We start from the raw sequence: 24,562 nt of genomic DNA, 5'->3' as shown, positions 1-24,562 counted from the left end.
GCTTTCGCGTCCGTTTTTTTATGCTCAATACTTTATGGCAAAATAGCCGTGATTTCATCCCAGTGCCAATGATAGAACCACAATGCCAGTCCCGTCACAATTGCAACAGTAGCGATGGCCACTCGCCATATAAACCGACTGCTTCTCGGCACTAGCTCTGCTTCACACTCTTCAAATACCGTTTTAAAACGGGTCTTATCATCCAAGCGATACTCATCTTCATGCACCATTTTATTTCTAATCGTGGCAATAAAGCGTAATTTCTTAATCACATCATGTGGCAGGCGCTCTTCGCAACTGCTTATCAATTCATGCAGACCTTTTCCATCTGCATGGTAATGCTCTTTCAGTAAAGTCTCTAGTCTACGACTTCGAACAATCACAAACTCAATATCTGACATGTCTTCCTACCAAAAATATCTCAGTCATTCATTAACTGTACATTAAAAATAGACTCTATTTGAAGCTTATCGTCAAATTTTAACCTTAAGCTTTCATAAACATAACCTTTTCTATAAAATTATTACCTAACCACCATCAATGAAAGAACCTCATGCCTATTATTTATATTCTCTCTCTACTCGGTTTGATCTTACTCGCCGCATTTTTTTACCATAGATTTTATCGAAAACATATGCGTGGTGAAAATGCTCCAGAGCTCAGTACTCTTGTTACCATTTTAGAGACTCAAATTGTTGAGTTACCAGAGACAAAAACAGGAGAGGAGAGCCAACAGTATTGGATTTATGTGCAGAAAGGCGAGCGAGGGCCAAAACGCGAATTTGAGGTGGGTATCCACTACTATCATGCGCTTAAAGCAGGTGACCGCGGTATATTAACGTATCAAGGTACACAATTTTTGCATTTTGCATTACAACGAGATGAGTAGCAGATCATTATGATCTGCTCCATATCACTGACGGTTTACGCCTGTTGACGAGTGGCCGCAATCACAATTTCGCGCACACACACATGCTGAGGTTGATTGTAAGCATAACTGATCGCATTCGCGATATCTTCTGGCGCAATAGCCCCCCCCATGCTCTCTTTCCAATCTCCGTAACCATCAACAATATCTTGATTGGTGGTATGACCTAACAGCTCAGTCTCAACCGCACCTGGTGCAATAGTGATCAAGCGAACACTCTCATCAGATACCTCTTCTCGAATGTTTTCTGTGATGGCATGAACCGCAAACTTGGTACCACAATAAGCGGCATGACTCGGAAACGTTTTGCGACCTGCAATCGAACTAATGTTAATCACGGTTCCTGTATTGCGCGCTTTCATGCTAGCCAGAACTAAATGAATGCCGTTCAACAACCCCATAATATTGACATCAAACATGGTCTTCCACTCAGCAGGGTCTTGCTCGTGAGCCATACCCAAAAGCATCATGCCTGCATTATTGATTAATCCTCCTACAGGCCCAAATTTAACCTCAGCTTCAGTGATTGCATCACGAAATGATTCCACATCAGTGACATCCACTTTCCGTGACATCGAATTAGGCAGATCCATCGCTTCAAGACGATCCACTCTGCGAGCTAATAAAAGAAGCGGATGACCTTCCGCTGACAACTTACGCGCTGTTGCTTCACCAATACCAGAACTTGCGCCTGTTATTACCACTAATGCTTTTGACATAATCTTCACCTATTAAATTACATACTCAAAATGAGAGCTTCTGAGCCGATAGAAAGAAATATACGCGGCATAAGTGTAGAAGAAAAATATCCATTTCTTCTGTTTACGATAAGTTAAAGTTATGGATAATCATATTATTGCATTAATTATTCAAATAATGAGATTAATATGGATTTACGACTACTGCGCAGCTTCGTTGCCGTTTATGAAGAGAAGAACATCACTCAAGCGGCTGAACGCTGTTTTGTTTCTCAGCCCTCGATTTCAAACGCCATTAAACAACTAGAAGAAGAACTACAAACTCAACTGTTCACAAGGCATAAAAAAGGCGTGAATCTAACCGATGAAGCTCACTACCTTTATCCTCTTGCTATTCGTTTACTCAACGACGTCAATAAACTGCCTAACCTATTTAAAGAGAGAACCACAAGGCTACCTATCACTTTGGCGAGTTTTCCAGATTTGAGCCAAAAGATGTTGGCTACTATTTCAAAAACCTTAGCGAAAGCGATCCCGCAACTGCTCATTGAGTTGGTGGATCACGATGCACCTTCTGATGCAAGAATCACGTTAGATATGTTTAAAAGAGATGATGAAATTTTTCTCCCTATTTGGGAAGAGGAGTATGTGTTGTGCATGTTGCCCGACCACCCACTCGCCTCTCAACAGGTTGTTGAACCACACCAACTTCATCAATATGACTTTATTGAGTGCCCACCATGTGAGGCCCACCAGCAAACGATCGGTTTACTGGCTTGCGATGGCTTAGCGGTAAACTTAGTCGCGAAAGCGGAACATAAAACTCAAGTGATGCACTTAGTACAAGCAGGGCTTGGGATCTCATTTCTGCCTACAGGAGTATTAGAAGCCGCCACGACTTTAGTGACTGTGCCGATGAAAGGACCTCGAATGTTTCGCCGTCTTGGGCTCTGTTATCCCTCCAATAAAACCCTTAACCCTGCTCTACTCGAAGTGGTGAAAGTATTAAGTGTGTTTAGGCAGCGCGATAGAGATAACAGTGGTGATCAATAGAAAGGCAAAAGAGACCCATAAGCAGGCTGCAAGGCCTGCAACTTGAAATACCCAGCCAGAGAGTACAGTGCCGATTAAACGGCCCATCGCATTCGCCATGTAGTAGAAACCGACATCCATAGAGACACCATCTCCTTTGGCGTAACTGACAATCAGATACGAGTGCAGTGAGGAGTTAATCGCAAAAACCGCCCCAAAGAGCAACAGACCAATAACAATCACCCATTGAGGTTGCCAGCCAAGCTGCACTAAATAGGCAATGATCCCAGTCACCATGGTAAGCAAGGCGACCCACATCAGTGCCGCGGCGCCATCGGGGGCATCCTGCTTGGTTTTTCCGGTTATCTTAGGTGCAAAACCCTGAACCAAACCGTACAGAATGATCCAGATGGCTAAAAAACCTCCCACCCAGTAGTGATCCCAGCCAAATACAGACCCTAAGTAGATAGGAAGCGCTACCACAAACCACACATCCCTCGCGCCAAACAGGAACATTCTCGCCGCCGACAGAATATTAATACTGCGACTTTTTGAGAACATTTGACTAAACTTGGGTTTGGTTTTAGCTTTGCCGATATCCCCAGAAAGCCACATCAGACTGATACAGAAAACCACGCATAACACAGAGGCCATCAATATCATGGAATGTTGAAATCCGACCAGAGTCAGCAGCAACCCACCCAAGAAGAAACCGGCACCTTTCAGCGCATTTTTAGATCCAGTCAGCAACGCGATCCACTTAAACAGTGCACCTTGCTCATTATCTGGAACTAAGGTCTTTATCGCACTCTTAGCACTCATTTTGTTCAGATCTTTGGCAATACCAGATAAAGCCTGCGCCGCCATCACCCAGGGAATGGTGAGCCAGCCACTGGGCATCGCCAACATCAGCAGCGCAAAGATCTGTAAGCCTAACCCAATGTTCATAGTGCGATTCAGACCAAGCCTAGCCCCTAACAAGCCGCCGATAAGATTGGTCACTACTCCAAACAGCTCATAAAATAGAAACAGCGAAGCGATAGCCAGTGGTCCGTAACCCAGTTGATGAAAATAGAGCACCACTAACATTCGCAAAGCGCCATCAGTTAGGGTGAAATTCCAATAGTTGAAGGTCACTAACATATATTGTCGAACGCTAAAACTGAGGTTATTAAACGATGAGAGCAGTGCCATAATCCATTAATCCATTAATCCGTTAAGCTTTTTAGGTAACGCTGATGACTTTGTAGAGTAAACGCATTCGGTCTGAACTGTTGCACCTCGCTCATGATGGACTCAGCGCTCCAATTGAGTTCAGACAATAAGTGTGCGGCAAGTAGACCCGTTCGGCCTGACCCTCCCTTACAGTGCAATGCGACGTTACCACCAGCGTTCAGAATTTGATGCACTTCGGCACTCGTTTGTGGCCAACTATCCATAAATGCTTGCTGCGGAGTTTTATCATCCTCTATCGGTTGATGGAACCATTCAATGCCCAACTTTTCACACTCAATGCCGATATCCGACACTTGGTTATTCTCAAGTTCACGTTGAGTCATCGCAGTAACAATGCCTTTGACCCCTGCACGTTGTAGCTGAACGAGAGACTCGGTCAGTGGTACCTCTTTTGTCCCAGGGCAAGGAGTGAGCACTAAGTTCGACTTCCCATTCCGTACTGGCAGTAACCACATAGGGTGTGTTGCACTATTATTATCACTCATCGTCACTCTCCTAAGCTAAACCAACACGACGAACCAATTCGGCAGTTCGAGCCGCATACCCCATTTCGTTATCGTACCAGGCATAAATTTTCACCATCTTATTACCGACTACCATAGTTGATAATGCGTCCACTACCGTTGAACGCTGGTCGCCACGGTAATCGATTGATACTAATGGTCGCTCTTCATAACCTAAAATACCGGCAAGCTCACCTTCCGACGCGTCTTTGAGTACTTGGTTAATCTCAGCAATGGTTGTGTCTCGCTGTACATTAAAAATAATGTCTGTTAATGAAGCGTTCGCTAGCGGGACCCTCACCGCATGACCATCAATTTTATTTTTAAGCTCAGGAAATATTTCAACAATCGCAGTGGCTGATCCCGTTGTGGTCGGAATCAAGCTCATTCCACACGCTCTGGCACGACGCAGATCTTTATGTGGTGCATCTAAAATAGTTTGTGTATTAGTGAGATCATGAATCGTAGTGAAGGCGACTTGCTCAATTCCAATTTTTTCTTGGATCACTTTTACAATTGGCGCCAAACAGTTGGTAGTACAAGATGCTGCTGTCACTATCTGGTGTGTTTCAGGGTCAAAAATATCATCATTGACTCCAACTACAATGTTAGCAACACCCGGCTCTTTCACCGGAGCTGATACAACTACTCTTTTAACTCCCTGATCCAAATAGTGTTGTAGCATCGCTTTTTTCTTATGCACTCCTGTCGCTTCCAGCACTACATCGCAACCAGACCAATCGATAGCAGTAAGATCAGACTGCTGACTGCACTGAATAACCTGATTGTCGATAACAATGGTATCGCCTTGCGCAGAGATATTACGCGGCCAGCGCCCTTGAACAGAGTCGAACTCTAAAAGGTGCGCTAAGGTTTTCGCATCCCCAGCCACATCATTAATATGAACAAATTCAACCTCAGGCCAATCAAATGATGCTCTTAGTGCTAAGCGCCCAATTCGACCAAATCCATTAATACCTACTTTTATCGCCATCATTTATCCCTTTTCTCTATTTTTTAGCGCAAGGACGATTTTCCATACGCTGTAATCTTTGAGTGTCTTGTTGATATTGCGTCGCTAAACAGTTCGATTGCTGCAAACCTGAAATTACCTTTCTTAACCAGCCAGGCAGGTCATCAGACACGCGGTAATATACCCACTGGCCTACTCGCTCATCAGTCAGCACCCCCGTTGATCTTAACTGTGCTAAATGACGTGAGACTTTAGGCTGACTCTCATCCAGTGCTGCTGTGAGTTCACACACACACAACGTGCCTTCACGTAGAATCAATAGCAAACAACGTAATCGAGTCTCATCGGACAGCACTTTAAAAAACTGATGGGGTAACATATTACCACCTTATTCTCATATTCGAATATCCATATATACTAGCTATAAAAAAAGCACTCGTCTATAAGTGCTCTCTCATTGTCATATAAATTTCATCTACGAAAGTGTATAGGTACAACTCCAGCTATCTGCCCATGAAAAGCGCTCTTGTACCACACTCTCCTCTATCTCAAGTTGCTGACACAGTTCACGCACTTGCAGCCAATCCCCATGTTCGTAGGCCTCTTGCAAAGAGATAATGTTACCCAACACCCCCTCTCGCTGTAACAGCGCCTGTTTAATCTCCTGATTTACAGGTAAGAGACTGACCAACTCCACAATCGAGTGGTCAAACAGAGAGTCCAATAAGGAGAAAAGTCCAGTCATAAATGCTTGTTCTCGGGTCTCCACTCCACATGTTTGGGCACTGATCAGATCACAAAAACGGGCACGCCTTAAAGAGAGTCGATAGAGCTCTCTGGGTTTTTTATTACTGATCTGAGCCGTTGCGATGACCGATACAAAAATTTTTAACCGCTCTTCTCCCAGATAGATCAATGCTTGCTTAAACGAAGAGATTGGAGACTCAAGCTGAGACAGAGACGTATTCACAAAACGCAATAACTGATAAGAGAGGGGCGCATCTTGAATTATGATCTGTTCAACTGTCGCAAAATCGACCTCTGGTTTACTCACCTGTTGAAACAATTCAAGAATGAGCAGTTGCTCTGCTTTAATTGAACGATTTTTAACTACCTCAGGTTTACTAAAAAAATACCCTTGGAACAGATCAAAACCCGCCTCTCTCGCCATGTGGTACTCATCATAAGTTTCTACTCTTTCCGCTAAGAATTTACATTTAGCACCTAACTCTTTCTGCTGCTTAACGTAATCACACGAATTTAGAATACCTAACTGCATGATATCCAGTTTAATTACATGAATAAAAGGCAAAAAACAGTTCCAATCGGGGTGGGGGTTAAAATCATCAAGAGCGATAATATACCCCTTGCGGTAAAGGTGCTTAATGGCAGAAAAGAGTTCACTGTTTGGAGTGCATGTCTCAAGGACTTCAATAACAATTTGACCCGCGGGTAAAGAGAGAGGGATAAGATTGATTAAGCTGTCGTGAGGGAAGTTAATGAAGCTGCGAACAGACTTAACATTGGGGTTCAGCCCAGCGGAGAGAAAATTCTCAAGAACCAATCGGCTAGTCGCTTCATTTTCATCCATCGATGGAAATGCATTATGTTCACCATTGCGAAACAACAGCTCATGGCCAACAGTGTTCAATTTACGATTTAAGATTGGTTGACGAGCGACATAAGAATACATATTTACCCAATACTAAAAAGCACCGCTATTTATCAAATTTATCGAAAATACACTGTAATATACGAAGAAATTATCAATAGCATTGCGTATTCTAATTCGAGACTATGGTCACAATCATTTTTTGTTCATAATTCCTACCGCCCCTTTAAATGGACCTTGTTTCCAAATATGGTGGTAGCTGTTGCATTAAATTGTATTTTTTTGGCTAAAAGCATCGAATTCACATGTTACTCTATAGAGTAACAAGCTAAATAACAGAGAACCTTATGACTCAATCAGCCTCAATGAAACCACCAGCGTTCACCCAAGAGATTGAGTTTTCTCATGCCATCAATAACCAAATTGCTCAATTTTGGCAACAACGTGAAGAGGGGGCATTCACTGCGGAAGAGGAAATCAAACTACAGTGGGTTAAGTTTACCGATCCAAACCACAGTAAATCCATCACTGTGGTTAACGGACGGATTGAAAGTTTCTGGAAATACCAAGAGCTGTTCTACGATTTTTTCCAACGAGGTTACGACATATACTCTTATGACCATCGTGGACAGGGAGTCTCTGACAGAGTAGCGGACGATCCTCAAATCGGTCACGTAACCCACTTTGAAGACTATATTCTCGATCTACAACGTTTTGTAAATACAGAGCTCCCCAGCGAGCAATACCAGCATAATTTTTTACTCTCTCATTCAATGGGCGGAGCTATTTCCACTCGTTATGTTCAACAGCATACACACCCATTTACCGCTCTGGCCCTTGGCTCCCCCATGTTTGGTATCCACCTCCCTCTACTGCTTCGTCCTTTTGCTTACTCCGTCTCTAAATTAATCGATACGTTATGTCCATTTAATCTATTTGCACTTGGTGAAGGGGGATACAAAAGCAAACCTTTTGCCGGTAACTTACTGACTCAAAGTGAAGTGAGATACTCATGGTTTCGCGATCTCTATCAACACAAACCAGAGTTACAGTTAGGCGGCCCAAGCAGCCGTTGGGTATGGCAAGCGATGCAAGCAGCAAAGCAGTGTATCGAACAGGCAGAGAAAACAGAGATCCCGGTCTTACTGCTGCAAGGAGAAAAAGATGTGATTGTTGATAACAGCGCCCAAGACCGTTTTCACACTAAGATGCAGCAAGCTCATCTACAGTGCATTAAGCATCAAATTCCAGAAGCAAGGCATGAACTATTTGTTGAAAAAGATGCGTTAAGAAATCAATCTCTTGAGAAGGTAGATCAGTTCTACAATCAAACAGCGACTACTATTAAAAGGGGAAGGTAACTTTTACCCTCTTTTGTTTTAAAAAAGTCCTTTAATATAGTCATCTGTTCTGCGTTCCTATATTAACTTTCTTAAAGAGGATTTATGATTAAAATTGTTGCATCTGATCTCGATGGCACTCTATTGATGCCTAATCATCAAATTGCCACCTTCACCAAAGAGACGTTAAACGCTTTACATCATAGTGGAATAAAATTTATTTTTGCGACAGGACGTCACCATGTCGATGTATCAGGCATACGCGAACACGTTGGGATTCCGGCTTATATGATTACCTCAAATGGGGCTCGCGTGCATGATGAAAAAAATAACCTCATCTTCAGTCAAAACTTGGACCCCGATGTTGTCACAGACATTATTAACATGACAAAAAATGACTCCGCGCTCTCTATCCACATCTATGCGGATGATAACTGGTTCATTAATCAAGAAGACGAAGAGTTAAAAGAGTTCCACGCTACGGGGTTTACCTATCAGGTATTTGATACTGAGAACCCTCCGCTCTCAGGGGTTGCAAAAATCTTCTTTACCAATAAAGACCATGACTACCTTACTGAATTAGAGACACGATTTAATAGTGAATTTAGTGGTAAAATAAATGTCTCATTTTCCACACCTTGGTGCTTAGAGGTGATGGCCAAAGATGTCAATAAAGGTGAGGCACTAAAAGCCGTTGCCAAGATTTTAGGCCATGGTTTAGAAAACTGTATCGCCTTCGGTGATGGCATGAACGACGCCGAAATGTTAGCGATGGCTGGCAAAGGGCTCGTGATGGCAACTTCTCATGAGAAAGTGAAAGCGGCGTTGCCGAATAATGAGGTGATTGGCGCCAATGCTGATGAGGCGGTTGCGCACTACCTCAATGAGTTATTACTAAAAACATAATCGAACCAAATAAGGGAATTGAGTGACACTTATTACATTATCACCTCTTAAAATGATAGCTTCACTGCTCTGCTTGGCTTCACTATTGGCTTGCAGCATCCCCCCAAGCAAAACCAATGAGCCTCAAGAAGTGCTAGATGTAACATTAGAAGAGGGTAAGAGTGTCACTCCTCAAACCTTCATGTTAAGTGGCATGGTGAATCTGCAATCCGATATTCAAACTATTCAACCCTGCTCCAGTTCAGTTCAATATTGGTTAGAAATATCCTCTAACCAGTGGAACACGTTGGCTCCCTTAACCAAAAGATCCTCTCTACCTCTGTATGCTGAAGTGATTGGCTACTTTAAAGCACCACCGAAAGGGGGCTTTTCCGCCGACTTCCCTGCTCGATTTATTGTGACGCATATTAACCAGGTAGCCACTGAGAATAATCAAGCTTGCTCCTCTCTTACCTCACCCACTAAAGCATTTGGTAGCGAACCATTTTGGGCAATTAAAATTCAAAGCCAACAACTCACTTATGGTCAACCCGCCAAAAAAACAGAAGTCGAGTCCATCTCAACACAGCAGATCAAACATCATAGCCGAGCTTACCAAAGTGACTCTTTCTCCCTCACAATGCAAAGAGAGTACTGTTCAGATACCATGAGTGATGCGATATACGGATGGAGTAGCCAACTGACAGCCCTAGATACAACTCAATCAGGTTGTGGTGCAATCTCAAATCATGATACCACTCAGGTCTGGGCTGGTGAGTATCAAGCCGTAACTCCTCATGGCTTAGCCATCACCTTAACCCTCAACAGTGATCACTCTGCCACTACGCTCTATCATTCCGAGCAAGAGAATTCCAATACCGAAGAGAGTGGCGTATGGCAACAGGTGAACTCAAACCAAATTCATGTATTGATGAGCCGGCATCAGCGTTTGTATATGATTTCCGAGAGAATATTCACTCGAAAAGAGCAGTCGATTTCCGCGGAGAATGAAAAAGTGAATGGACAGGTTTATGGGCTCGGTCCTAACGGCATCACACTGTTTAAAAAGAAATAACCATGACAATACAATCAAAACCAACAGACGCTTGCTCGCAGTGTGGCTTTATACACAACTGCATCTGTCACTTACAGCCTGAAATCCACAATACGTTTCAATTGGCGATTCTCAGCCATCCCAAAGAGCTGAATAAAGAGACCAATACTGGTAAGTTACTGGAACATAGTCTCTCTCACTGCCAAGCCTACACTTGGAGTCGGGTAGAACCAGTTGAAGAGCTGATCCAAGCGGCTCAAGATCCTAACATTCGTACCTGGTTGCTGTTCCCGCACCCCGAGGCCACCAGCAGCTTAGAGTTTCAAAAACAAACTGAACAAGAGTGCATTCAACCACAACAGAATCTATTCATCATCATTGACTCTACCTGGCAAGAAGCAAAAAAAATGCTACGTAAAACGCTTTGGTTACAAAACCTGCCCTGTTTATCACTGGATCTCACACACACGTCTGAATATCAATTGCGACGCAATCAACAGACAGGAAGTTTATGTACCTGTGAAGTGGGCATTGAACTGCTAAAACTGATGAAGATGCCAGAGTCAGCCCAGCAACTTCATCACTATTTCACTGCATTTAATACCGTTTTCCAAGCCGATAAGAGTGGGCACACCTACCAAAGAGAAGTGAATAACGGCAGTAAAAAATAATTACGCACTCAATTGATGAAACCCTACAGGCTCACTAAAATAGTAGCCCTGTAGATAATCGATACCAAAATCTTCTGCGATACGACAAACCTCATTATTGTGTACATACTCAGCCACCGTTTTCGCTTCAAAAACATGACACAACTTAATGATCTGTTTCGTTATTTTTCGCTGCCGCTTATCAATATCCAGATACTTTATTAATGAACCATCTAACTTAATCGTGTCCGGCTTTAATTGAATGATCCGATAAATATCTGAATACCCAACCCCAAAATCATCAATCACAATGCTAACGCCCAAGCGTCGATAATGTTCGCACATATCAATAATGCGTTTAAAATCATGAATTTGATCTGTTTCTACAATTTCAAAACTCACTCTTGATAGATCGTTTATATGGCTAAGTACCGTTTCTAATAGTCGTACTGTCTGATCATCGACAAAATCTTGATAGGTCAGATTAATCGAGAAGTGTTCCTGACGATCTTTCATGACATCAAACGTTCGTTGGATCATTTTTCGACTCAATTTATTGTAGAGCAGTGTTCCTTCTACCGACGTCAGAAAGCGCGATGGAGAGTAGACCCCTTCTCTATTAGAGATTCGCATTAAACTTTCATAACCATGCAGCCGATGGCTGCATGCATGTACTATGGGTTGAAAGTAGGGTTCGACATGATTATCTAAAATCGCATGTCGAGCGATGCTCATCCAATGTAATTTATCTTGTCGACTTTTTTCTTCAACCAATAGCTCTTGAGCGTTGCATATATAGCGCTTACTGTTCACTGCTAATCGTCTGGCCATCACGAGTTTTACAACAATCTGATCACCGCTACACTGTCGGAAGTCTCGTTGGCTGATTAAGCCACCTGAAATATCTAAACAGATCGCCGCCACAATCGAGGCATCATACAGTTGTTCACTCACATTTTCGGCCAACTCCGCTAAGTCAGTACAACGCTTTAATAATTGCTTACTCATCAGGTTCGATGAAAATACAATCGCCCATATCCCTACCCCCATTCGATAACACTCAGCATTAGAGAGTTTTGTTATCGATTCTGACTGTAGAAATTGGCTAAATTTATTGAGTAACTGGTCACCATTATCGTAACCAAATCTCTCATTAATCACACTCAAGTTGGTAATTTTGAATGTCACTATATGCTCATCGTCTAGTAAGTGATGCGCTCTTTGAATGAGATCTGAACGATTTGGGAGATCATGTGTTGCTGTTCCTTTTGTCTCTTCCTTCAACTCCATTGAATAAGTGTGTAATTGCTTCATCGACGAAACAAACCTTCTGGTTTTAATAAATAATTGTGGGGGTAATAGTGACTCGCTAAAGCGCAGTAAGGACTACCAACACGAACGTGTCATGTGATTTGAGAACGGCGCTAATATGAACAGTTTTTGTCTTTTTCGCAAGCTAAAGATAGTATTAAATATGAGATTAAATAAAATTATTTTAATCTTTATATACAATCAGTTAGAAGTGAAATTAGACCGTCACTCTCAAGAAAAGGAGTAAATAAATCAATACCACTCAATATAGCGACTCCTGAATGCCAAGCTTTCTCAATAGTGACGGATAGCCCCAGCCCTCTTTACCTTCGGTAACAGGCTCTCCAGTTAAGTATTCATACAGAGTAGGTGCTAGTGAACCATTAGCTTCGCTGCTCAACGCCATACCCGGTTTATCAATAGGTGTGCCCCAAAAACCAATAAAGGCATCTTTTTCAAAGTAACTCTCACCCGCATGTCTACCCGGTACCTTAGTATTGAAACCTATGCCTGCACGAGGAAAAAGGTTAATCGTGCCTGCACGTTGCTCAGAGTAGAGTTCAGCCAGCTGCACAACAGAGTCTGGGCGAGGGGTAAACCGAGTTAACGCTCTCCACTGTTCAACATTACACCAAGTGGTGACGTCATTTTTATTCGCTCGATCTAAGCACTGTTGACGAAGTTGAATAAAGTCCCTGCTATCAGCCTCCGATGGGGCTGAAAGGTAGGGGTTTGATTCCGTTATTTGCAATAAAGAGGCATGAGCATCTTCCGCTTGGTAGTAATATTTATCCCCCTGTTTTTCTATCCATTCATCCACACGAGATCCCTCACGGATCGCAATCAAACGCACCTGACAGCTCTGTTCTGAGCAGTCCTGCTCTCGAATCACCATATAATCAAGCGTATCTCCAAGATGATGTAAGGTGTGAGCAACTAGATCCACACTTTGACCGTTATCCGCATTAATCGGCGTCCATTGAGTCAGCTCCCTATAGATAGGTTGAGCAGTCCAACCCTTCTCGGAATTAAATAGATCCAACATGAAGTTCCCTCCAGCGGTAGAAGCAACGACTACGTCTATTCCCTTATTCGTTGGGTAGTTAAGGGCATTGGTCATTTTTGGCCCCTCTCCTTCGTCGGATGATATTTTTTTAATCACCAGCGGGTAGCCGAGCTGTTGCTCCATTGGTTCAAAAATCGATTTTTCTGGGTTTAAGGTGTAATACACTGGCGCTAAACCGTGGTCCCCTGCCATCCCCCATAGAGTTCGATCATAAACCCCCGCTTGCTTATAGGTACTCTCCACTTGTCGAATCCAGTAATCAAGGCGATTAAGTTCACCCGTTGGCATAATTATCTCGTCACTGAAGGGACCCACAAAGTGCGCAAAGTGATCCGGCCACGGGTTATAGATTAAGGTGTAATCGGGCATCCCTTGTCCATCAAGGCTGGCATAGTCCGTAATGTCTTGTTCAATCTTCCATTTTCTGCTCAATTTGGTATAAAAATCCCAAAAAGGAAGCGCTTGATAATCGCGAATATTAGCCATTAACTCACTTCGCATCGCGGTCAGTTCGACCTCAACCTTAGCCCTTTCACTCAACTCTCTCACACAGCGCTTTTCACCAAAATCACGCATTGCCTCCCCTGCCCCCAAGTTCACCAAACTGTCATAGCTGGTGTGGGCATTCCAGTCATATTGTGCATTGCAATTCAGTGTTTTCAGATGCACCAGGCGATCGAACATGGTTTTCACCTGATTCGCCTGCATTAATCTATCTAGCTGCAAGGCATCATTACCAAAGAAGTAATAGGCTCTATCTTCTTGCCTATCGACAAAGTGAAAGTTAGGAATACCGGTACCATGATCACCAGAGACTTTTGCCCCCGTTTTGATGATTGGCAGGTTGCGTACACTGATGGTAGGCGTAGAGGAAACGCCGACTCGTGCAATGGAGTCGTAATGCTCTCCATACAATCGCTTAAAAAAAGGTAAGTAGTGAGGGTCTTTATAGGTTTGTTCTGCTAAGGTCTGCAAAAACCTGACGTCTTGAATATGCTCTGGGCGGTTAACAGCTTGAGTGGAGAGTTCATTTTGGCTGTTCAGGTGGTCTTGATAAACCCGTTTAATAAAAGGCGTATCTGGGTGAACTAACCCTTCCAATAAACCTTGTTGCAGGCCATCGACGGTAATTTGCACCGCCAAACGGCGATTCTGCTGAGAATGTAAAAACTCAATCGCGCTGTTAGGGTTACTATCAAACGCTTGCTGAAGCCACTCATCTAAAGCCACTTCGCGCTCATCTTGAAAGACAAATTGTCGGTACGCTTTGAGAACATTCAAGCGGACAAAATCCACCATCGTCACGGTCAACGCTTGTGCCTTATTGTTCTCTTTCTGCTGATTTTCTGGCTTGGCATCTTCAACAATCGCTAATACTGCACTTTTCATATCGCCAGCGTCCATGCCGCCGGCGGTTTGCTTCAACATTGCAACCACAATGGGCTGAATCGTCTTTATCAAAGCCAAATCTTCGGCGTTATTGGTTAAATAGGTATACTCATCTGGCAGGCGGTCCATATCTTGCCATTCACCAATTTGAACCAAGGCATCATAAACCGTCACCATTGATGCCATGAAGTCAGCATCAATTTTTAGCCCCTCTTGGTGGGCTTGGTCTTTTACATGTTCAGTTTGTTCAGCAATGCTCTTGCCCCCAAGCTGAAACAACGAGTGTTCAAATCCCGTTAACGCTTGTTGATCATAAACCGTCTGCAGATAAGCTTTAAACTCATCATCGTCACTGATTCCCGTATAACGGTCGTAAAACTGATAGAGAAAGTGGCCAAGAGGAATCGAATAGGTTGGATCCGCGAGCTGCCCCATCACTCTCGCTTTAGTTTTCGCCTCTAGCGGTAGGGTTAACAAATAGGCTTCAAGTGTCAGCCCACCAATGGTAAATATGGCGGCATCACGCGTTAGCTTAGTCGAATAAGAAAGAGAGTTGGTGATCTGATTTTTCAGCACCTCTGCAGAATTAAACAGACCGCCAACGATAGGCACACTGCCCACATCAGCTTGAGCAATGCTCAATGGAGCTAACGCCACAAAAAGAGCGGATGAGAACCCCTTACCACCAAACCAAGCCATTGAATACTTTCCTTTTTAACCAAAATCCTGTTGTCCATTCTGGCAGGAATCACTCATAGTGCAAGTTGTAGAGTAATAGAACGTTTTATTTATATATCACAAGCTGATTACTCGCATCAAACTTTCTCATTGATAAACAGATAACTAACTAATAACATCTACTTAACGTTTTCATTAAGGGAAATATAATGACAGCATCAGACAGTAACCAAGATCACAAAGAGTCACTGATAAATACTATATGGAATTACTTATTGCTCTTGGCTGGCCCCTTACTATTGCTTGCCTCATTCTCCGCTTATCATTGGTTTTTCTATGATTTGTCTCAATGGCTAATCGTTTCAGTGGGTTTTATCGGGATTTTTCTCTGCCTGATAAACCTACAATGGAAGTTCACCTTGGGATTATTTACGCTGCTAGCCATTGTATTTAGCTATCTACCTAGAGAGGCGATTCCGCAATCACTCTCGTTAGAAAGAGTCGCCTCACCGGTTATTGGGGATTACTACCCCATGGACGTGTTTGATATGCAGATGGTCAAGGCTCCGGATGAATTTCCCTTTGTCATTCACCGCGTGAAATCTTTTGATGAGATGAGTATTACGTTCCATGTCTCCACTAAACGCTTCTCACAAGAGGGAGTAGACCAACTGCTTGACCCAACCCACAAAAAAGTACAGAAAATTTTCTATCTACGAGAAACAAGAACCTTTAGCAAAAAGGATTTATCAACTGAACTGCGTCTACTTAATATTGCGAACGTCACACGATTTGCTCATGAAGCAGAGCGCTCCATCTATTGCTGTATTGATAGGAAGTAACAACATAAAGAGTAGGAAGGTAATGAGCAGCAATTCGTATTTTTTTGATTCCAATTACTGCTTTCTATAATGTTACGTTCAATTTGCCTGACCTGTTATGCATTCACACCCGCAACAAAACCAGAGCTCCAGGCCCATTGGAAGTTATACCCTCCCAACCAACCGCTGACGTCCATCACTTCACCCACAAAATAGAGGCCCGCCACTTTTTTCGCTTCCATGGTTTTTGAAGAGAGCTCGTTGGTATCTACACCGCCCAAAGTAACCTCGGCTGTTCGGTAGCCTTCAGTGCCATTGGGCGTAATCTTCCACTGGTGGAAATAGTCAGCAATGGCTGAGATATCTTTGGGGTTAAGCTGTTTTAATGGTTTATCATCCAGATCTTTACGCTCAATCAACGCTTCAATCAGACGCTTTGGTAACAGCTTTGCAAGGGTGTTTTTCAGGCTCTGATTGGGGTGTTGTTCCCGCTGAAGAGTCAAGATTTCCAGCAGATCCCTGTCTGGTAGTAGATCGACCGTGACTTTCTCACCAGGTGTCCAGTAAGAGGAGATCTGCAGTACCACAGGACCTGACAAACCTCGATGGGTAAACAGCAAGCTCTCTTTGAAGCTGGTACCATTTTCGGTTTCGATAGTGACAGGGATAGCAATGCCAGAAAGCGCTTCAAAGCTCTCTTTATCAGCTTTATGTAGGGTAAAAGGGACCAAACCAGCCGTTGTTGAGATCACATTCAAACCAAACTGCTGCGCGATTTGATATCCAAAGGGAGTGGCACCCAGCTTTGGCATGGACAATCCCCCCGTAGCCACCACCAGTGACTGGCAGTGCACCATGTCATTATCCAGTTGCAAATTGAAGCCTGCACCCTCTTTTTTAATCACTCCGACTTCACAGCGATATCGATGAGAAACAGAGGGTAAATCGCATTCACTCATTAGCATCTCAACGATTTGTTTGGCTGAATTTTCACAAAAAAGTTGACCATGCAGGCGCTCTTCATACGCAATCTCATGCTTAGAAACGAGCGAAATGAAGTCCCATTGAGTATATTGAGAGAGGGCTGATTTAACGAAATGAGGGTTTTGACAGACGAAATTATTGGCTTCAACATCGTAGTTTGTGAAGTTACAGCGACCTCCCCCAGAGATAAGAATCTTACGTCCAGGTTTCTTGCCACTGTCGACAACCAACACCTTACGGCCTCGTTTGCCTGCTTCTGCTGCACACATCAAGCCTGCTGCGCCTGCACCAATAATTACTACATCAAACTCTGTTGTCATTTTTTACTCTACTGACTGTCAATTACCGCTGCATTCTACCTAGCACAGACAGTCGAGCCAAGACAATAGTTATAAGTTAAAAGCCAACACTGCAAATAACATAACAATAGTGAGTAAAATCAATGCACTTGTCAGCACAAATAGTCGCTTCACTTTGGAGCATTTCGTCACAAATATGGGGTCATGATGATGCAGATGTTCGTTGTAACGAAGATAGTGAAACAGACGAACTTGTTTAGATACGTTGCCATGGCTAGTAAAAAAACCTCGGCCATCAACTTGCTGATATAGCAACGGATGAGCTTCTCGCATCACGACAAGCAAGGTACGAAGGGTGCTAATGTATCGGGCAACATTAATGCCCGACACCAGAATTAACGTAAATAGTATTGTGTCACCACTAACCATCACTCTCTCCTTAACATCGCTAGGAGTAAACCGCTTAAGTGATAATCAATGATGATCGTTATATTGCACGTTAAGCAGTTACATCCATAATCGACGTAGAACCAGATGTTGCCATCTCTTTTAAGTCTTTATCGATAAAGAACAGCGCTTTACCATCTTCACCAACAAGCTCAATTTTATCTAAAATGCCTTTGAACAGTTTTTCTTCTTCGTGTTGTTCAGACACATACCATTGTAGAAAATTGAACGTTGAGTAGTCTTGAGTGGTAAACGCAACATGAGCCAGTTTATTGATTTGAGCTGTAATCATCTGCTCATGCTCATAGGTTTTACGAAAAACGTCACCTAAACTGTCAAATTCATGTTCTGGTGCATCAATCGCACCTAAAATTGGCATTGAGCCCGTTTCGCTTACATAGGTGAAAAGACGCTGCATATGTTCAATCTCTTCCGTCGCGTGAGTTCTTAAAAACTCAGCCGCTCCTTCAAAACCTTTGTCTTCACACCAAGCACTCATCTGTAAGTATAGATTAGATGAGAAAAACTCTAGATTAATTTGTTTGTTAAGTTCAATAACCATTTCTTGAGCAAGCATTAAAAAAACTCCCTTACTATCTTTAAGATGCATAAATAACTGTGGGACTATACCACAAAAACGGTTTGAAATTATTGCGATCAAGCTTCCATGATTTCTATTATTGAAGTGCTAATCTTATAGGCAAGAACGTTATTTTACCCCTTCAAGGAGCCATACCATGTGTTATAAGCATATTTTAGTTGCCGTTGATCTATCTGAAGACAGTAAAGTGCTCGTTGAAAGAGCCGTGGCATTAGCAACACCACTACAAGCGAAAGTCTCACTTATCCATATTGATATTAATTATGCTGAGCTATATACCGGCCTTATTGATATCAACTTAGCGGAAACTCAAAATCGCGCCACCGAAGAGGCTCATTCAGCCTTACAAAAAATGGTGGATGACGCTAATTTCCCAATTACCCGTGCGTTAGTCAGCAGCGGCGATCTTGGCGATGAGTTGAGTGAAGCCACTGTGAGTATGGAGGTTGACCTGGTGGTTTGTGGCCACCATCATGATTTTTGGAGTAAATTTTTATCATCTAGCTCGCAATTAATTAACTCAGCACCTGTTGATGTGTTGGTGATCCCAATTAAATAACAGAGCGATACCCTTACTGTTTTTCCGTTTTTAAAGCAGAACAACTGAGGTACACTGCAGACAAATATTTCTTTAAAAAGAACAAAGTATGGCTTATTTATCTGCAGTAACCCTTTTATGGGCTTTTTCATTCAGTTTAATTGGTGTTTATTTAGCTGGCCAAGTTGACGCTTGGTTTTCGGTATTAATGCGTGTTGCTCTTGCTGCAATCGTTTTTTTACCTTTCCTAAAGCTTAAAAATATCAATAAATCACTCGCCCTAAAGCTGATGGCTATTGGGGGAGTTCAGCTCGGTTTAATGTACTGTTTCTATTATCAGTCCTTCTTACTGTTGTCTGTGCCAGAAGTATTGATGTTCACGATCTTTACCCCTATCTACATCACCATTATCTACGATCTTCTTAAAGGTCGATTCACTCCTTGGTATTTAGTGACCGCTATTATTGCAGTAGCCGGCGCTGCGGTAATGAAATACGCCAATGTTAATGAAGATTTCCTGACAGGATTCTTAGTTGTTCAAGGGGCTAACCTCTGCTTCGCCATCGGCCAAGTCAGCTACAAATTCATTATGGAGAAGGAGTCTAAACAACTGCCTCAGCATACTGTTTTCGGTCTGTTTTATATTGGTGCCTTTGTTGTGGCCTCTGCCGCATTTTTACTGTTTGGCAATATGGACAAGTTACCAACCACTAACCTGCAATGGGGCATCCTAACGTACTTAGGTTTGATCGCTTCTGGGTTAGGTTACTTTTTATGGAATAAAGGAGCTTGTTTAGTCAATGCCGGAGCACTGGCGGCAATGAACAATGCACTGGTTCCTGCCGGGTTACTGGTTAATATTCTGATTTGGAACCGAGAGGTGGATATTCCGCGCTTAGTCATTGGCGGCAGCATCATTCTTTTCTCTCTCTGGTTTAATGAAACATGGGTTAAGTCAAAAGTAAAAAGATAGATACAGAGTAAGTAAGCACTAACTCATGGCCGCTTTGACATAGACATCAAAGCGGTTTTTTTTGGTTTCAATCGCCATGCTCGGTTTCTGCTCGGCTAACCATGGAGCGTAATCAGGGCGTTTGACGACCACCCGCTTACTGGCTAATGCTAATGCCGGAGTCAGCAGTGCATCAGCATCAAGATCCGCTCCCACTAAAGATTGAAACACTCTCATCTCCTTTTTGACTAAAGCTGATTTTTTCTTATTTTCAGGATGAGGGTACATAGGATCAAGATACACTACATCCGGAGAGTCAAACTCTGGGTCATTCACCAAACGACTTAATGCATCATGACTTGATGCATGTATTAGCGACATACGCGCGGTCACCCAGTCGCCAATTTCAACGTCTGTTTTGGCTCGCTCTAATCCATCATCCAATAACGCGGCAACCACAGGATGCCTTTCAACCATCTGCACTTTGCAACCTAGCGACGCTAACACAAAAGCATCTCGTCCGAGCCCTGCAGTACCATCTAGCACCGTTGGCGTCGCCCCTTTGTTCAGCCCAACCGCTTTGGCTATCGCTTGGCCTTTACCACCGCCAAACTTTCGGCGATGAGCCACTGCGCCACCAGCAAGATCAACAAAGATTGCACCTAGTTTCGGCTCATCTAGCTTCCTCAGCTCTAATCGCTGCGCCGTTAACACTAAGGAAAATTGACTCTCATCACTGTGTGTTAACCCCCATCGTTCAGCAACAGCCGCTAACTCTGTTTGACGTTCACTGGCTTCACAAATAAGGCTTAACTGCATTGAATCTCCGACAAGACGAGAGTGAGGTAGTAATATTGGCCCTATTATAACCATGATTCTCTGGCCATGGGACGTCCATCGATGACAAAAAGCAGTTTTTATCATACTGTAAGGCCTCTGTGACTCTACTCTCAGCCGACCATAAGGATAATTTCTCTTAATGAACAATCAATCTCGTATCGACGATCTGGATCGTGAAATCTTAAAAGCCTTAATGGATAACGCTCGTACCCCATATGCAGAGTTAGCAAAGCGATTTGATGTCAGCCCCGCAACGGTTCATGTTCGAATCGAAAAGATGCGTGCCGCCAACATTATAGAACGTACTGAAGTGATCGTGAATCCAAAGTCCTTGGGTTACGATGTCTGCTGTTTTATCGGTATTAATCTCTATGCCGCTCGAGATTATCATTCGGCCATCGCAAAATTGGATGCCCTTGATGAAGTGGTTGAAGCCTATTACACCACAGGTGCTTATAATATCTTCGTTAAGCTGATGTGCAAATCCATTGAAGAGTTGCAGTTTGTGTTGATTGATAAATTGCAGTCTATTGAAGAGGTGCAATCTACTGAAACCTTGATATCACTTCAGAACCCCATTAGCCGTAACGTTAACCCTTAACCTTAGCGACGAAAAGCGAAAAAGCCAACGATTTCTCGTTGGCTTTGCTCTACTTGGTATCTTATTTGTGGCTCTACTAGCTCACAACACCACGATGACGTAACATCGCATCAATCTGCGGCTCTCGGCCTCTAAAGCGTTTAAATAACGTCATTGGCTCTTCACTGCCGCCCATCTCTAAGATGTTGTTCAAGAAAGATTGACCTGTCTCTTTATTAAAGATGCCCTCCTCCTCAAAACGAGAAAACGCATCGGCAGAAAGTACTTCAGCCCATAAATAGCTGTAATAACCCGCACTATATCCACCCGCAAAGATATGGCTAAACGCATGAGAGAAACGGCTCCACTCAAGGCCAGGTAACACAGCCACTTTCGCTTTCACTTCCGCTAAGGTCTCTAACACTTGTGCGCCGACCTCAGGATCGTAATTTGTGTGTAGCGTGAAATCAAACAGACCAAACTCTAACTGACGCAGAATAAACATCGCAGACTGGAAGTTCTGCGCGGCTAACATCTTATCCAACATCTCTTTGGGTAGTGGCTCGCCTGTTTCATAGTGCCCAGAAATAAAGGCCAGAGCCTCCTCTTCAAAACACCAGTTTTCGAGGAACTGGCTTGGCAGCTCTACCGCATCCCAAGGAACGCCGTTAATGCCAGAGACTGATGCCACATCAATTTGAGTCAACATGTGGTGAATACCGTGACCAAATTCATGGAACAGAGTCACTAATTCATCATGAGTAAATAGAGCAGGTTTGTCGCCTACAGGTTTGTTGAAGTTGCACGTTAGGTAGGCCACTGGGGTTTGTAGTTCACCATCAATCGTAGTGCGTCGTACTCGGCACTCATCCATCCAAGCACCGCCACGTTTGTGTTCACGCGCATAGAGATCAAAATAGAAGCTGCCACGAAGGGTTCCCGTGCCATCAAAAATATCAAAGAAGCGGACAGACTCATGCCAAACGTCGACTCCGCTACGCTCTTTCACACTCATACCAAACAGGCGATTTAATACTTCAAACAAGCCAGAAATGGCACGCTCTTCAGGGAAGTATGGGCGTAGCTCTTCGTCAGAAATTTGATACAGTTTCTGTTTTAGTTTCTCAGAGTAATAAGGGATATCCCAAAGGTTCAGATCGTCAACACCACACTCTTGTTTCGCAAAGGCTTTTAGCTCTGCAACTTCACGTTCACCTTGTGGTTTGGCTTTAACCGCTAAATCATTTAAGAAACCCAATACTTGCTCGGGTGTTTCTGCCATTTTAGTGGCCAATGACTTTTCACTGAATGAACTAAAACCAAGTAAACGAGCGATCTCATGACGCAGTTTTAATGACTCGTTCATGATATCAGTGTTGTCCCACTTACCCGCATTCGGGCCGCGATCAGAAGCTCGAGTAACAAAGGCTTCATACAGCTCTTTGCGTAGCTCTTGATTATCGCAGTAGGTCATCACAGGTAGGTATGATGGTATCTCTAATGTTAGCAAGTACCCTTCTAGCTCTTTATCTTCCGCTGCGGCTTTAGCCCCTGCGATTGCTGACTCTGGCATTCCAGACAAATCGGCTTCGTCAGTAATGTGCTTGGTCCAGCCCATCGTCGCATCGAGTACATTATTGCTGTAAGACGAACCCAACTCAGATTGACGCTTACTGATGTCACCATAACGCTTCTGCTGATCAGCAGGGAGCGCAATACCGGACAGTTCAAAATCACGTAGCGCATCGGTAATGGTTTTCTTTTGAGCTTGGTTTAAAGAGTCAAACTCAGCACTCTGCTTGATCGCTTTATACGCGTCATACAAGCCTTTATGTTGCCCTACCCATGTGCCGTATTCTGATAGCAATGGTAAACACGCTTCATACGCTTCACGTAGCTCTGGACTATTAAGCACACCATTTAAGTGACCAATTGGCGACCAGATACGACTCAACTTGTCATCTGTCTCTGTTAATGGCGCGCAGAGGGTCTCCCAGCTTGCGTCAAGATCACTCGCGAGCACCTCTTCAATTTTTGCACGGCACTCAGCAATAGCCTGTTCTACTGCTGGTTGAATATGTTGTGGTTGTATCTGTGAGAATGGCGGTAAATCGGTAAAGGTCAACAATGGGTTCGACATGATCGGTTCCTTGTATATCGAGAGCGAGAGACTGATTAATCATAGATATAGGCGAAGAAGATGTTTTTCAATCCTCATCTTACATTGATATGCTGCATCCATTCATACAATAAGCCATAATAAGCGAAATATTTTTTAAAAGAGTTCACCCATGCTTAGTTATCGTCACAGCTTCCATGCTGGCAACCACGCCGATGTCGTTAAACATATTGTACAAAGCTTGATTCTTGATGCCTTAAAGCAGAAGGATACTCCCTTTGTTTACCACGACACCCACTCTGGCGTTGGTCGTTACGATCTCACCCATGAATGGTCTGAAAAAACGGGTGAATTTAAGCAAGGCATTGCCAAGTTGTGGCAACAAAATAACCTCCCTGAAGAGATGTTAAGTTACCTCAACGCCGTAAAAGAGCTAAACAGTGATGGAGAGCTGCGCTACTACCCAGGTTCACCCCGTGTTGGCCGCGCTCAACTTCGCGATCAAGACCGCATGGTACTAACTGAACTGCACCCAACAGATTTCCCTCTGCTACTGCAAGAGTTTAGAGGCGATCGCCAAGTTCGTATGTACAAAGAAGACGCTTTCGAAAAATTGAAAGCAAGCATGCCACCTAAAGAGCGCAGAGGCTTAGTGCTGATTGATCCCCCTTATGAGCTAGCCAAAGAGTATCGCGATGTAGTCAACGCAATTAAAGAGAGTCACAAGCGCTGGGAAACAGGTATCTATGCCATTTGGTATCCGGTGGTAAATCGATTTGACAGCAGTGACATGATCAATGGTCTTAAAAAAGCGGGGATTCGCAAAATCTTACAAATAGAGTTGGGTGTCTCTCCTGATACTACTGAACGCGGAATGACGGCATCGGGTATGATAGTGATTAATCCTCCGTGGAAATTGGAGAGCCAAATGCAGGCTATTCTTCCATTTTTGCAGCAGGCGATTGCACCAAAAAGCGGACATATTAAGATTGAGTGGGTTGTTCCTGAATAATTAACCCCCAGATC

At 43.4% G+C, this 24,562-nt stretch carries 25 protein-coding genes; 11 read left to right on the top strand and 14 right to left on the bottom strand.

Translation table 11 applies throughout. The annotated features are described in order from the left end of the window. Positions 1 to 32: 32 nt before the first annotated feature. Entirely contained in the window at positions 33 to 401 is a 369-nt protein-coding gene (locus L4C32_RS11955) for a DUF4145 domain-containing protein (RefSeq protein WP_428197107.1), read from the bottom strand. A gap of 152 nt (positions 402 to 553) precedes the next feature. Here L4C32_RS11955 and L4C32_RS11950 point away from each other — a divergent pair, with 152 nt between their 5' ends. Next, a complete protein-coding gene (locus L4C32_RS11950) occupies positions 554 to 889 on the top strand; it encodes a DUF2500 domain-containing protein (protein WP_428197106.1) in 336 nt (111 codons plus the stop codon). A gap of 35 nt (positions 890 to 924) precedes the next feature. Here the strand turns inward: L4C32_RS11950 and L4C32_RS11945 are convergent, their stop codons facing one another. After that, a complete protein-coding gene (locus tag L4C32_RS11945) occupies positions 925 to 1,647 on the bottom strand; it encodes an SDR family oxidoreductase (protein WP_428197105.1) in 723 nt (240 codons plus the stop codon). 168 nt (positions 1,648 to 1,815) lie between these two features. Between L4C32_RS11945 and L4C32_RS11940 the strand changes: the two genes are divergently transcribed. Then, positions 1,816 to 2,679: a LysR family transcriptional regulator gene (locus tag L4C32_RS11940; protein WP_428197104.1), complete on the top strand. Its 864-nt coding sequence runs from the start codon at positions 1,816 to 1,818 to the stop codon at positions 2,677 to 2,679. On the opposite strand, the gene arsJ is transcribed toward L4C32_RS11940, so the two are convergent. The 5 genes from arsJ to L4C32_RS11915 all read right to left on the bottom strand — a co-directional run bounded on the left by arsJ (position 2,632) and on the right by L4C32_RS11915 (position 7,063). Further along, positions 2,632 to 3,852 (bottom strand): organoarsenical effux MFS transporter ArsJ, encoded by a 1,221-nt coding sequence (gene arsJ / locus L4C32_RS11935; RefSeq protein ID WP_428197103.1) that lies wholly within the window; start codon positions 3,850 to 3,852, stop codon positions 2,632 to 2,634. The genes L4C32_RS11940 and arsJ overlap by 48 nt on opposite strands. A 14-nt stretch (positions 3,853 to 3,866) precedes the next feature. Next, positions 3,867 to 4,379 (bottom strand): phosphatase domain-containing putative toxin, encoded by a 513-nt coding sequence (locus L4C32_RS11930; RefSeq protein WP_428197102.1) that lies wholly within the window; start codon positions 4,377 to 4,379, stop codon positions 3,867 to 3,869. A gap of 10 nt (positions 4,380 to 4,389) precedes the next feature. Beyond that, complete coding sequence (locus L4C32_RS11925) at positions 4,390 to 5,391, bottom strand: ArsJ-associated glyceraldehyde-3-phosphate dehydrogenase (RefSeq protein WP_428197101.1); 1,002 nt, start codon at positions 5,389 to 5,391, stop codon at positions 4,390 to 4,392. Between the two features lie 16 nt (positions 5,392 to 5,407). Continuing rightward, positions 5,408 to 5,749, bottom strand: a complete 342-nt coding sequence (locus L4C32_RS11920; protein WP_428197100.1) for a metalloregulator ArsR/SmtB family transcription factor — start codon at positions 5,747 to 5,749, stop codon at positions 5,408 to 5,410. 96 nt (positions 5,750 to 5,845) lie between these two features. Next, positions 5,846 to 7,063, bottom strand: a complete 1,218-nt coding sequence (locus L4C32_RS11915) for an EAL and HDOD domain-containing protein (protein WP_428197099.1) — start codon at positions 7,061 to 7,063, stop codon at positions 5,846 to 5,848. A gap of 266 nt (positions 7,064 to 7,329) precedes the next feature. Between L4C32_RS11915 and L4C32_RS11910 the strand changes: the two genes are divergently transcribed. The 4 genes from L4C32_RS11910 to L4C32_RS11895 all read left to right on the top strand — a co-directional run bounded on the left by L4C32_RS11910 (position 7,330) and on the right by L4C32_RS11895 (position 10,932). Further along, on the top strand, positions 7,330 to 8,343 hold the full coding sequence (locus L4C32_RS11910; RefSeq protein ID WP_428197098.1) for an alpha/beta fold hydrolase: 1,014 nt from the start codon (positions 7,330 to 7,332) through the stop codon (positions 8,341 to 8,343). An 84-nt stretch (positions 8,344 to 8,427) separates the two neighbouring features. Beyond that, on the top strand, positions 8,428 to 9,228 hold the full coding sequence (locus L4C32_RS11905; RefSeq protein ID WP_428197097.1) for a Cof-type HAD-IIB family hydrolase: 801 nt from the start codon (positions 8,428 to 8,430) through the stop codon (positions 9,226 to 9,228). Positions 9,229 to 9,250: 22 nt separating this feature from the next. Continuing rightward, complete coding sequence (locus tag L4C32_RS11900) at positions 9,251 to 10,282, top strand: COG3650 family protein (protein WP_428197096.1); 1,032 nt, start codon at positions 9,251 to 9,253, stop codon at positions 10,280 to 10,282. Between the two features lie 2 nt (positions 10,283 to 10,284). Further along, the gene (locus L4C32_RS11895; protein WP_428197095.1) at positions 10,285 to 10,932 is read left to right on the top strand and encodes a tRNA-uridine aminocarboxypropyltransferase; all 648 of its coding nucleotides are present in this window, start codon (positions 10,285 to 10,287) and stop codon (positions 10,930 to 10,932) included. On the opposite strand, the gene L4C32_RS11890 is transcribed toward L4C32_RS11895, so the two are convergent. After that, positions 10,933 to 12,225, bottom strand: coding sequence for an EAL domain-containing protein (locus L4C32_RS11890; RefSeq protein ID WP_428197094.1), 1,293 nt, complete (start codon positions 12,223 to 12,225; stop codon positions 10,933 to 10,935). 259 nt (positions 12,226 to 12,484) lie between these two features. Beyond that, positions 12,485 to 15,376 (bottom strand): alkaline phosphatase family protein, encoded by a 2,892-nt coding sequence (locus L4C32_RS11885; RefSeq protein WP_428197093.1) that lies wholly within the window; start codon positions 15,374 to 15,376, stop codon positions 12,485 to 12,487. Between the two features lie 188 nt (positions 15,377 to 15,564). Between L4C32_RS11885 and L4C32_RS11880 the strand changes: the two genes are divergently transcribed. After that, on the top strand, positions 15,565 to 16,197 hold the full coding sequence (locus L4C32_RS11880; RefSeq protein WP_428197092.1) for a hypothetical protein: 633 nt from the start codon (positions 15,565 to 15,567) through the stop codon (positions 16,195 to 16,197). A gap of 95 nt (positions 16,198 to 16,292) precedes the next feature. Here the strand turns inward: L4C32_RS11880 and L4C32_RS11875 are convergent, their stop codons facing one another. The 3 genes from L4C32_RS11875 to ftnA form a co-directional block, all read right to left on the bottom strand. Continuing rightward, entirely contained in the window at positions 16,293 to 17,480 is a 1,188-nt protein-coding gene (locus L4C32_RS11875; RefSeq protein ID WP_428197091.1) for a BaiN/RdsA family NAD(P)/FAD-dependent oxidoreductase, read from the bottom strand. Between the two features lie 69 nt (positions 17,481 to 17,549). After that, the gene (gene uspB / locus L4C32_RS11870; RefSeq protein ID WP_428197090.1) at positions 17,550 to 17,888 is read right to left on the bottom strand and encodes a universal stress protein UspB; all 339 of its coding nucleotides are present in this window, start codon (positions 17,886 to 17,888) and stop codon (positions 17,550 to 17,552) included. Positions 17,889 to 17,958: 70 nt separating this feature from the next. Next, positions 17,959 to 18,483 (bottom strand): non-heme ferritin, encoded by a 525-nt coding sequence (gene ftnA / locus L4C32_RS11865; RefSeq protein WP_428197089.1) that lies wholly within the window; start codon positions 18,481 to 18,483, stop codon positions 17,959 to 17,961. 160 nt (positions 18,484 to 18,643) lie between these two features. Here ftnA and L4C32_RS11860 point away from each other — a divergent pair, with 160 nt between their 5' ends. Next, complete coding sequence (locus tag L4C32_RS11860; RefSeq protein ID WP_428197088.1) at positions 18,644 to 19,066, top strand: universal stress protein; 423 nt, start codon at positions 18,644 to 18,646, stop codon at positions 19,064 to 19,066. 88 nt (positions 19,067 to 19,154) lie between these two features. After that, a complete protein-coding gene (locus L4C32_RS11855; protein ID WP_428197087.1) occupies positions 19,155 to 20,018 on the top strand; it encodes a carboxylate/amino acid/amine transporter in 864 nt (287 codons plus the stop codon). A gap of 18 nt (positions 20,019 to 20,036) precedes the next feature. Here the strand turns inward: L4C32_RS11855 and L4C32_RS11850 are convergent, their stop codons facing one another. Then, positions 20,037 to 20,816, bottom strand: a complete 780-nt coding sequence (locus L4C32_RS11850; RefSeq protein WP_428197086.1) for a class I SAM-dependent methyltransferase — start codon at positions 20,814 to 20,816, stop codon at positions 20,037 to 20,039. A gap of 160 nt (positions 20,817 to 20,976) precedes the next feature. On the opposite strand from L4C32_RS11850, the gene asnC reads away from it, so the two are divergent. Beyond that, positions 20,977 to 21,438, top strand: a complete 462-nt coding sequence (gene asnC, locus L4C32_RS11845; protein ID WP_428197085.1) for a transcriptional regulator AsnC — start codon at positions 20,977 to 20,979, stop codon at positions 21,436 to 21,438. 76 nt (positions 21,439 to 21,514) lie between these two features. Here the strand turns inward: asnC and prlC are convergent, their stop codons facing one another. Next, positions 21,515 to 23,557, bottom strand: a complete 2,043-nt coding sequence (gene prlC / locus L4C32_RS11840) for an oligopeptidase A (RefSeq protein ID WP_428197084.1) — start codon at positions 23,555 to 23,557, stop codon at positions 21,515 to 21,517. Between the two features lie 151 nt (positions 23,558 to 23,708). Between prlC and L4C32_RS11835 the strand changes: the two genes are divergently transcribed. After that, a complete protein-coding gene (locus L4C32_RS11835) occupies positions 23,709 to 24,548 on the top strand; it encodes a 23S rRNA (adenine(2030)-N(6))-methyltransferase RlmJ (protein ID WP_428197083.1) in 840 nt (279 codons plus the stop codon). Positions 24,549 to 24,562: the final 14 nt, after the last annotated feature.

It is taken from the genome of Aliivibrio kagoshimensis, from assembly GCF_050337105.1.
GTDB classification, from domain to species: Bacteria; Pseudomonadota; Gammaproteobacteria; order Enterobacterales; family Vibrionaceae; genus Aliivibrio_A; species Aliivibrio_A kagoshimensis.
Note: the sequence above shows the minus strand (reverse complement) of the source record. Positions and strands in the feature narration are given on the sequence as shown.

What these genes read in the sequence shown, in the direction of transcription:
- L4C32_RS11855 (WP_428197087.1), top strand. Translation starts at nt 19,155, where the DNA reads ATGGCTTATTTATCTGCAGTAACCCTTTTATGGGCTTTTTCATTCAGT.
- L4C32_RS11885 (WP_428197093.1), bottom strand. Translation starts at nt 15,376, where the DNA reads ATGGCTTGGTTTGGTGGTAAGGGGTTCTCATCCGCTCTTTTTGTGGCG.
- L4C32_RS11950 (WP_428197106.1), top strand. Translation starts at nt 554, where the DNA reads ATGCCTATTATTTATATTCTCTCTCTACTCGGTTTGATCTTACTCGCC.
- L4C32_RS11905 (WP_428197097.1), top strand. Translation starts at nt 8,428, where the DNA reads ATGATTAAAATTGTTGCATCTGATCTCGATGGCACTCTATTGATGCCT.
- asnC (WP_428197085.1), top strand. Translation starts at nt 20,977, where the DNA reads ATGAACAATCAATCTCGTATCGACGATCTGGATCGTGAAATCTTAAAA.
- prlC (WP_428197084.1), bottom strand. Translation starts at nt 23,557, where the DNA reads ATGTCGAACCCATTGTTGACCTTTACCGATTTACCGCCATTCTCACAG.
- uspB (WP_428197090.1), bottom strand. Translation starts at nt 17,888, where the DNA reads ATGGTTAGTGGTGACACAATACTATTTACGTTAATTCTGGTGTCGGGC.
- L4C32_RS11925 (WP_428197101.1), bottom strand. Translation starts at nt 5,391, where the DNA reads ATGGCGATAAAAGTAGGTATTAATGGATTTGGTCGAATTGGGCGCTTA.
- L4C32_RS11955 (WP_428197107.1), bottom strand. Translation starts at nt 401, where the DNA reads ATGTCAGATATTGAGTTTGTGATTGTTCGAAGTCGTAGACTAGAGACT.
- L4C32_RS11915 (WP_428197099.1), bottom strand. Translation starts at nt 7,063, where the DNA reads ATGTATTCTTATGTCGCTCGTCAACCAATCTTAAATCGTAAATTGAAC.
- L4C32_RS11930 (WP_428197102.1), bottom strand. Translation starts at nt 4,379, where the DNA reads ATGAGTGATAATAATAGTGCAACACACCCTATGTGGTTACTGCCAGTA.
- L4C32_RS11835 (WP_428197083.1), top strand. Translation starts at nt 23,709, where the DNA reads ATGCTTAGTTATCGTCACAGCTTCCATGCTGGCAACCACGCCGATGTC.
- L4C32_RS11920 (WP_428197100.1), bottom strand. Translation starts at nt 5,749, where the DNA reads ATGTTACCCCATCAGTTTTTTAAAGTGCTGTCCGATGAGACTCGATTA.
- L4C32_RS11945 (WP_428197105.1), bottom strand. Translation starts at nt 1,647, where the DNA reads ATGTCAAAAGCATTAGTGGTAATAACAGGCGCAAGTTCTGGTATTGGT.
- arsJ (WP_428197103.1), bottom strand. Translation starts at nt 3,852, where the DNA reads ATGGCACTGCTCTCATCGTTTAATAACCTCAGTTTTAGCGTTCGACAA.
- L4C32_RS11940 (WP_428197104.1), top strand. Translation starts at nt 1,816, where the DNA reads ATGGATTTACGACTACTGCGCAGCTTCGTTGCCGTTTATGAAGAGAAG.
- ftnA (WP_428197089.1), bottom strand. Translation starts at nt 18,483, where the DNA reads ATGCTTGCTCAAGAAATGGTTATTGAACTTAACAAACAAATTAATCTA.
- L4C32_RS11895 (WP_428197095.1), top strand. Translation starts at nt 10,285, where the DNA reads ATGACAATACAATCAAAACCAACAGACGCTTGCTCGCAGTGTGGCTTT.
- L4C32_RS11850 (WP_428197086.1), bottom strand. Translation starts at nt 20,816, where the DNA reads ATGCAGTTAAGCCTTATTTGTGAAGCCAGTGAACGTCAAACAGAGTTA.
- L4C32_RS11890 (WP_428197094.1), bottom strand. Translation starts at nt 12,225, where the DNA reads ATGAAGCAATTACACACTTATTCAATGGAGTTGAAGGAAGAGACAAAA.
- L4C32_RS11860 (WP_428197088.1), top strand. Translation starts at nt 18,644, where the DNA reads ATGTGTTATAAGCATATTTTAGTTGCCGTTGATCTATCTGAAGACAGT.
- L4C32_RS11880 (WP_428197092.1), top strand. Translation starts at nt 15,565, where the DNA reads ATGACAGCATCAGACAGTAACCAAGATCACAAAGAGTCACTGATAAAT.
- L4C32_RS11910 (WP_428197098.1), top strand. Translation starts at nt 7,330, where the DNA reads ATGACTCAATCAGCCTCAATGAAACCACCAGCGTTCACCCAAGAGATT.
- L4C32_RS11875 (WP_428197091.1), bottom strand. Translation starts at nt 17,480, where the DNA reads ATGACAACAGAGTTTGATGTAGTAATTATTGGTGCAGGCGCAGCAGGC.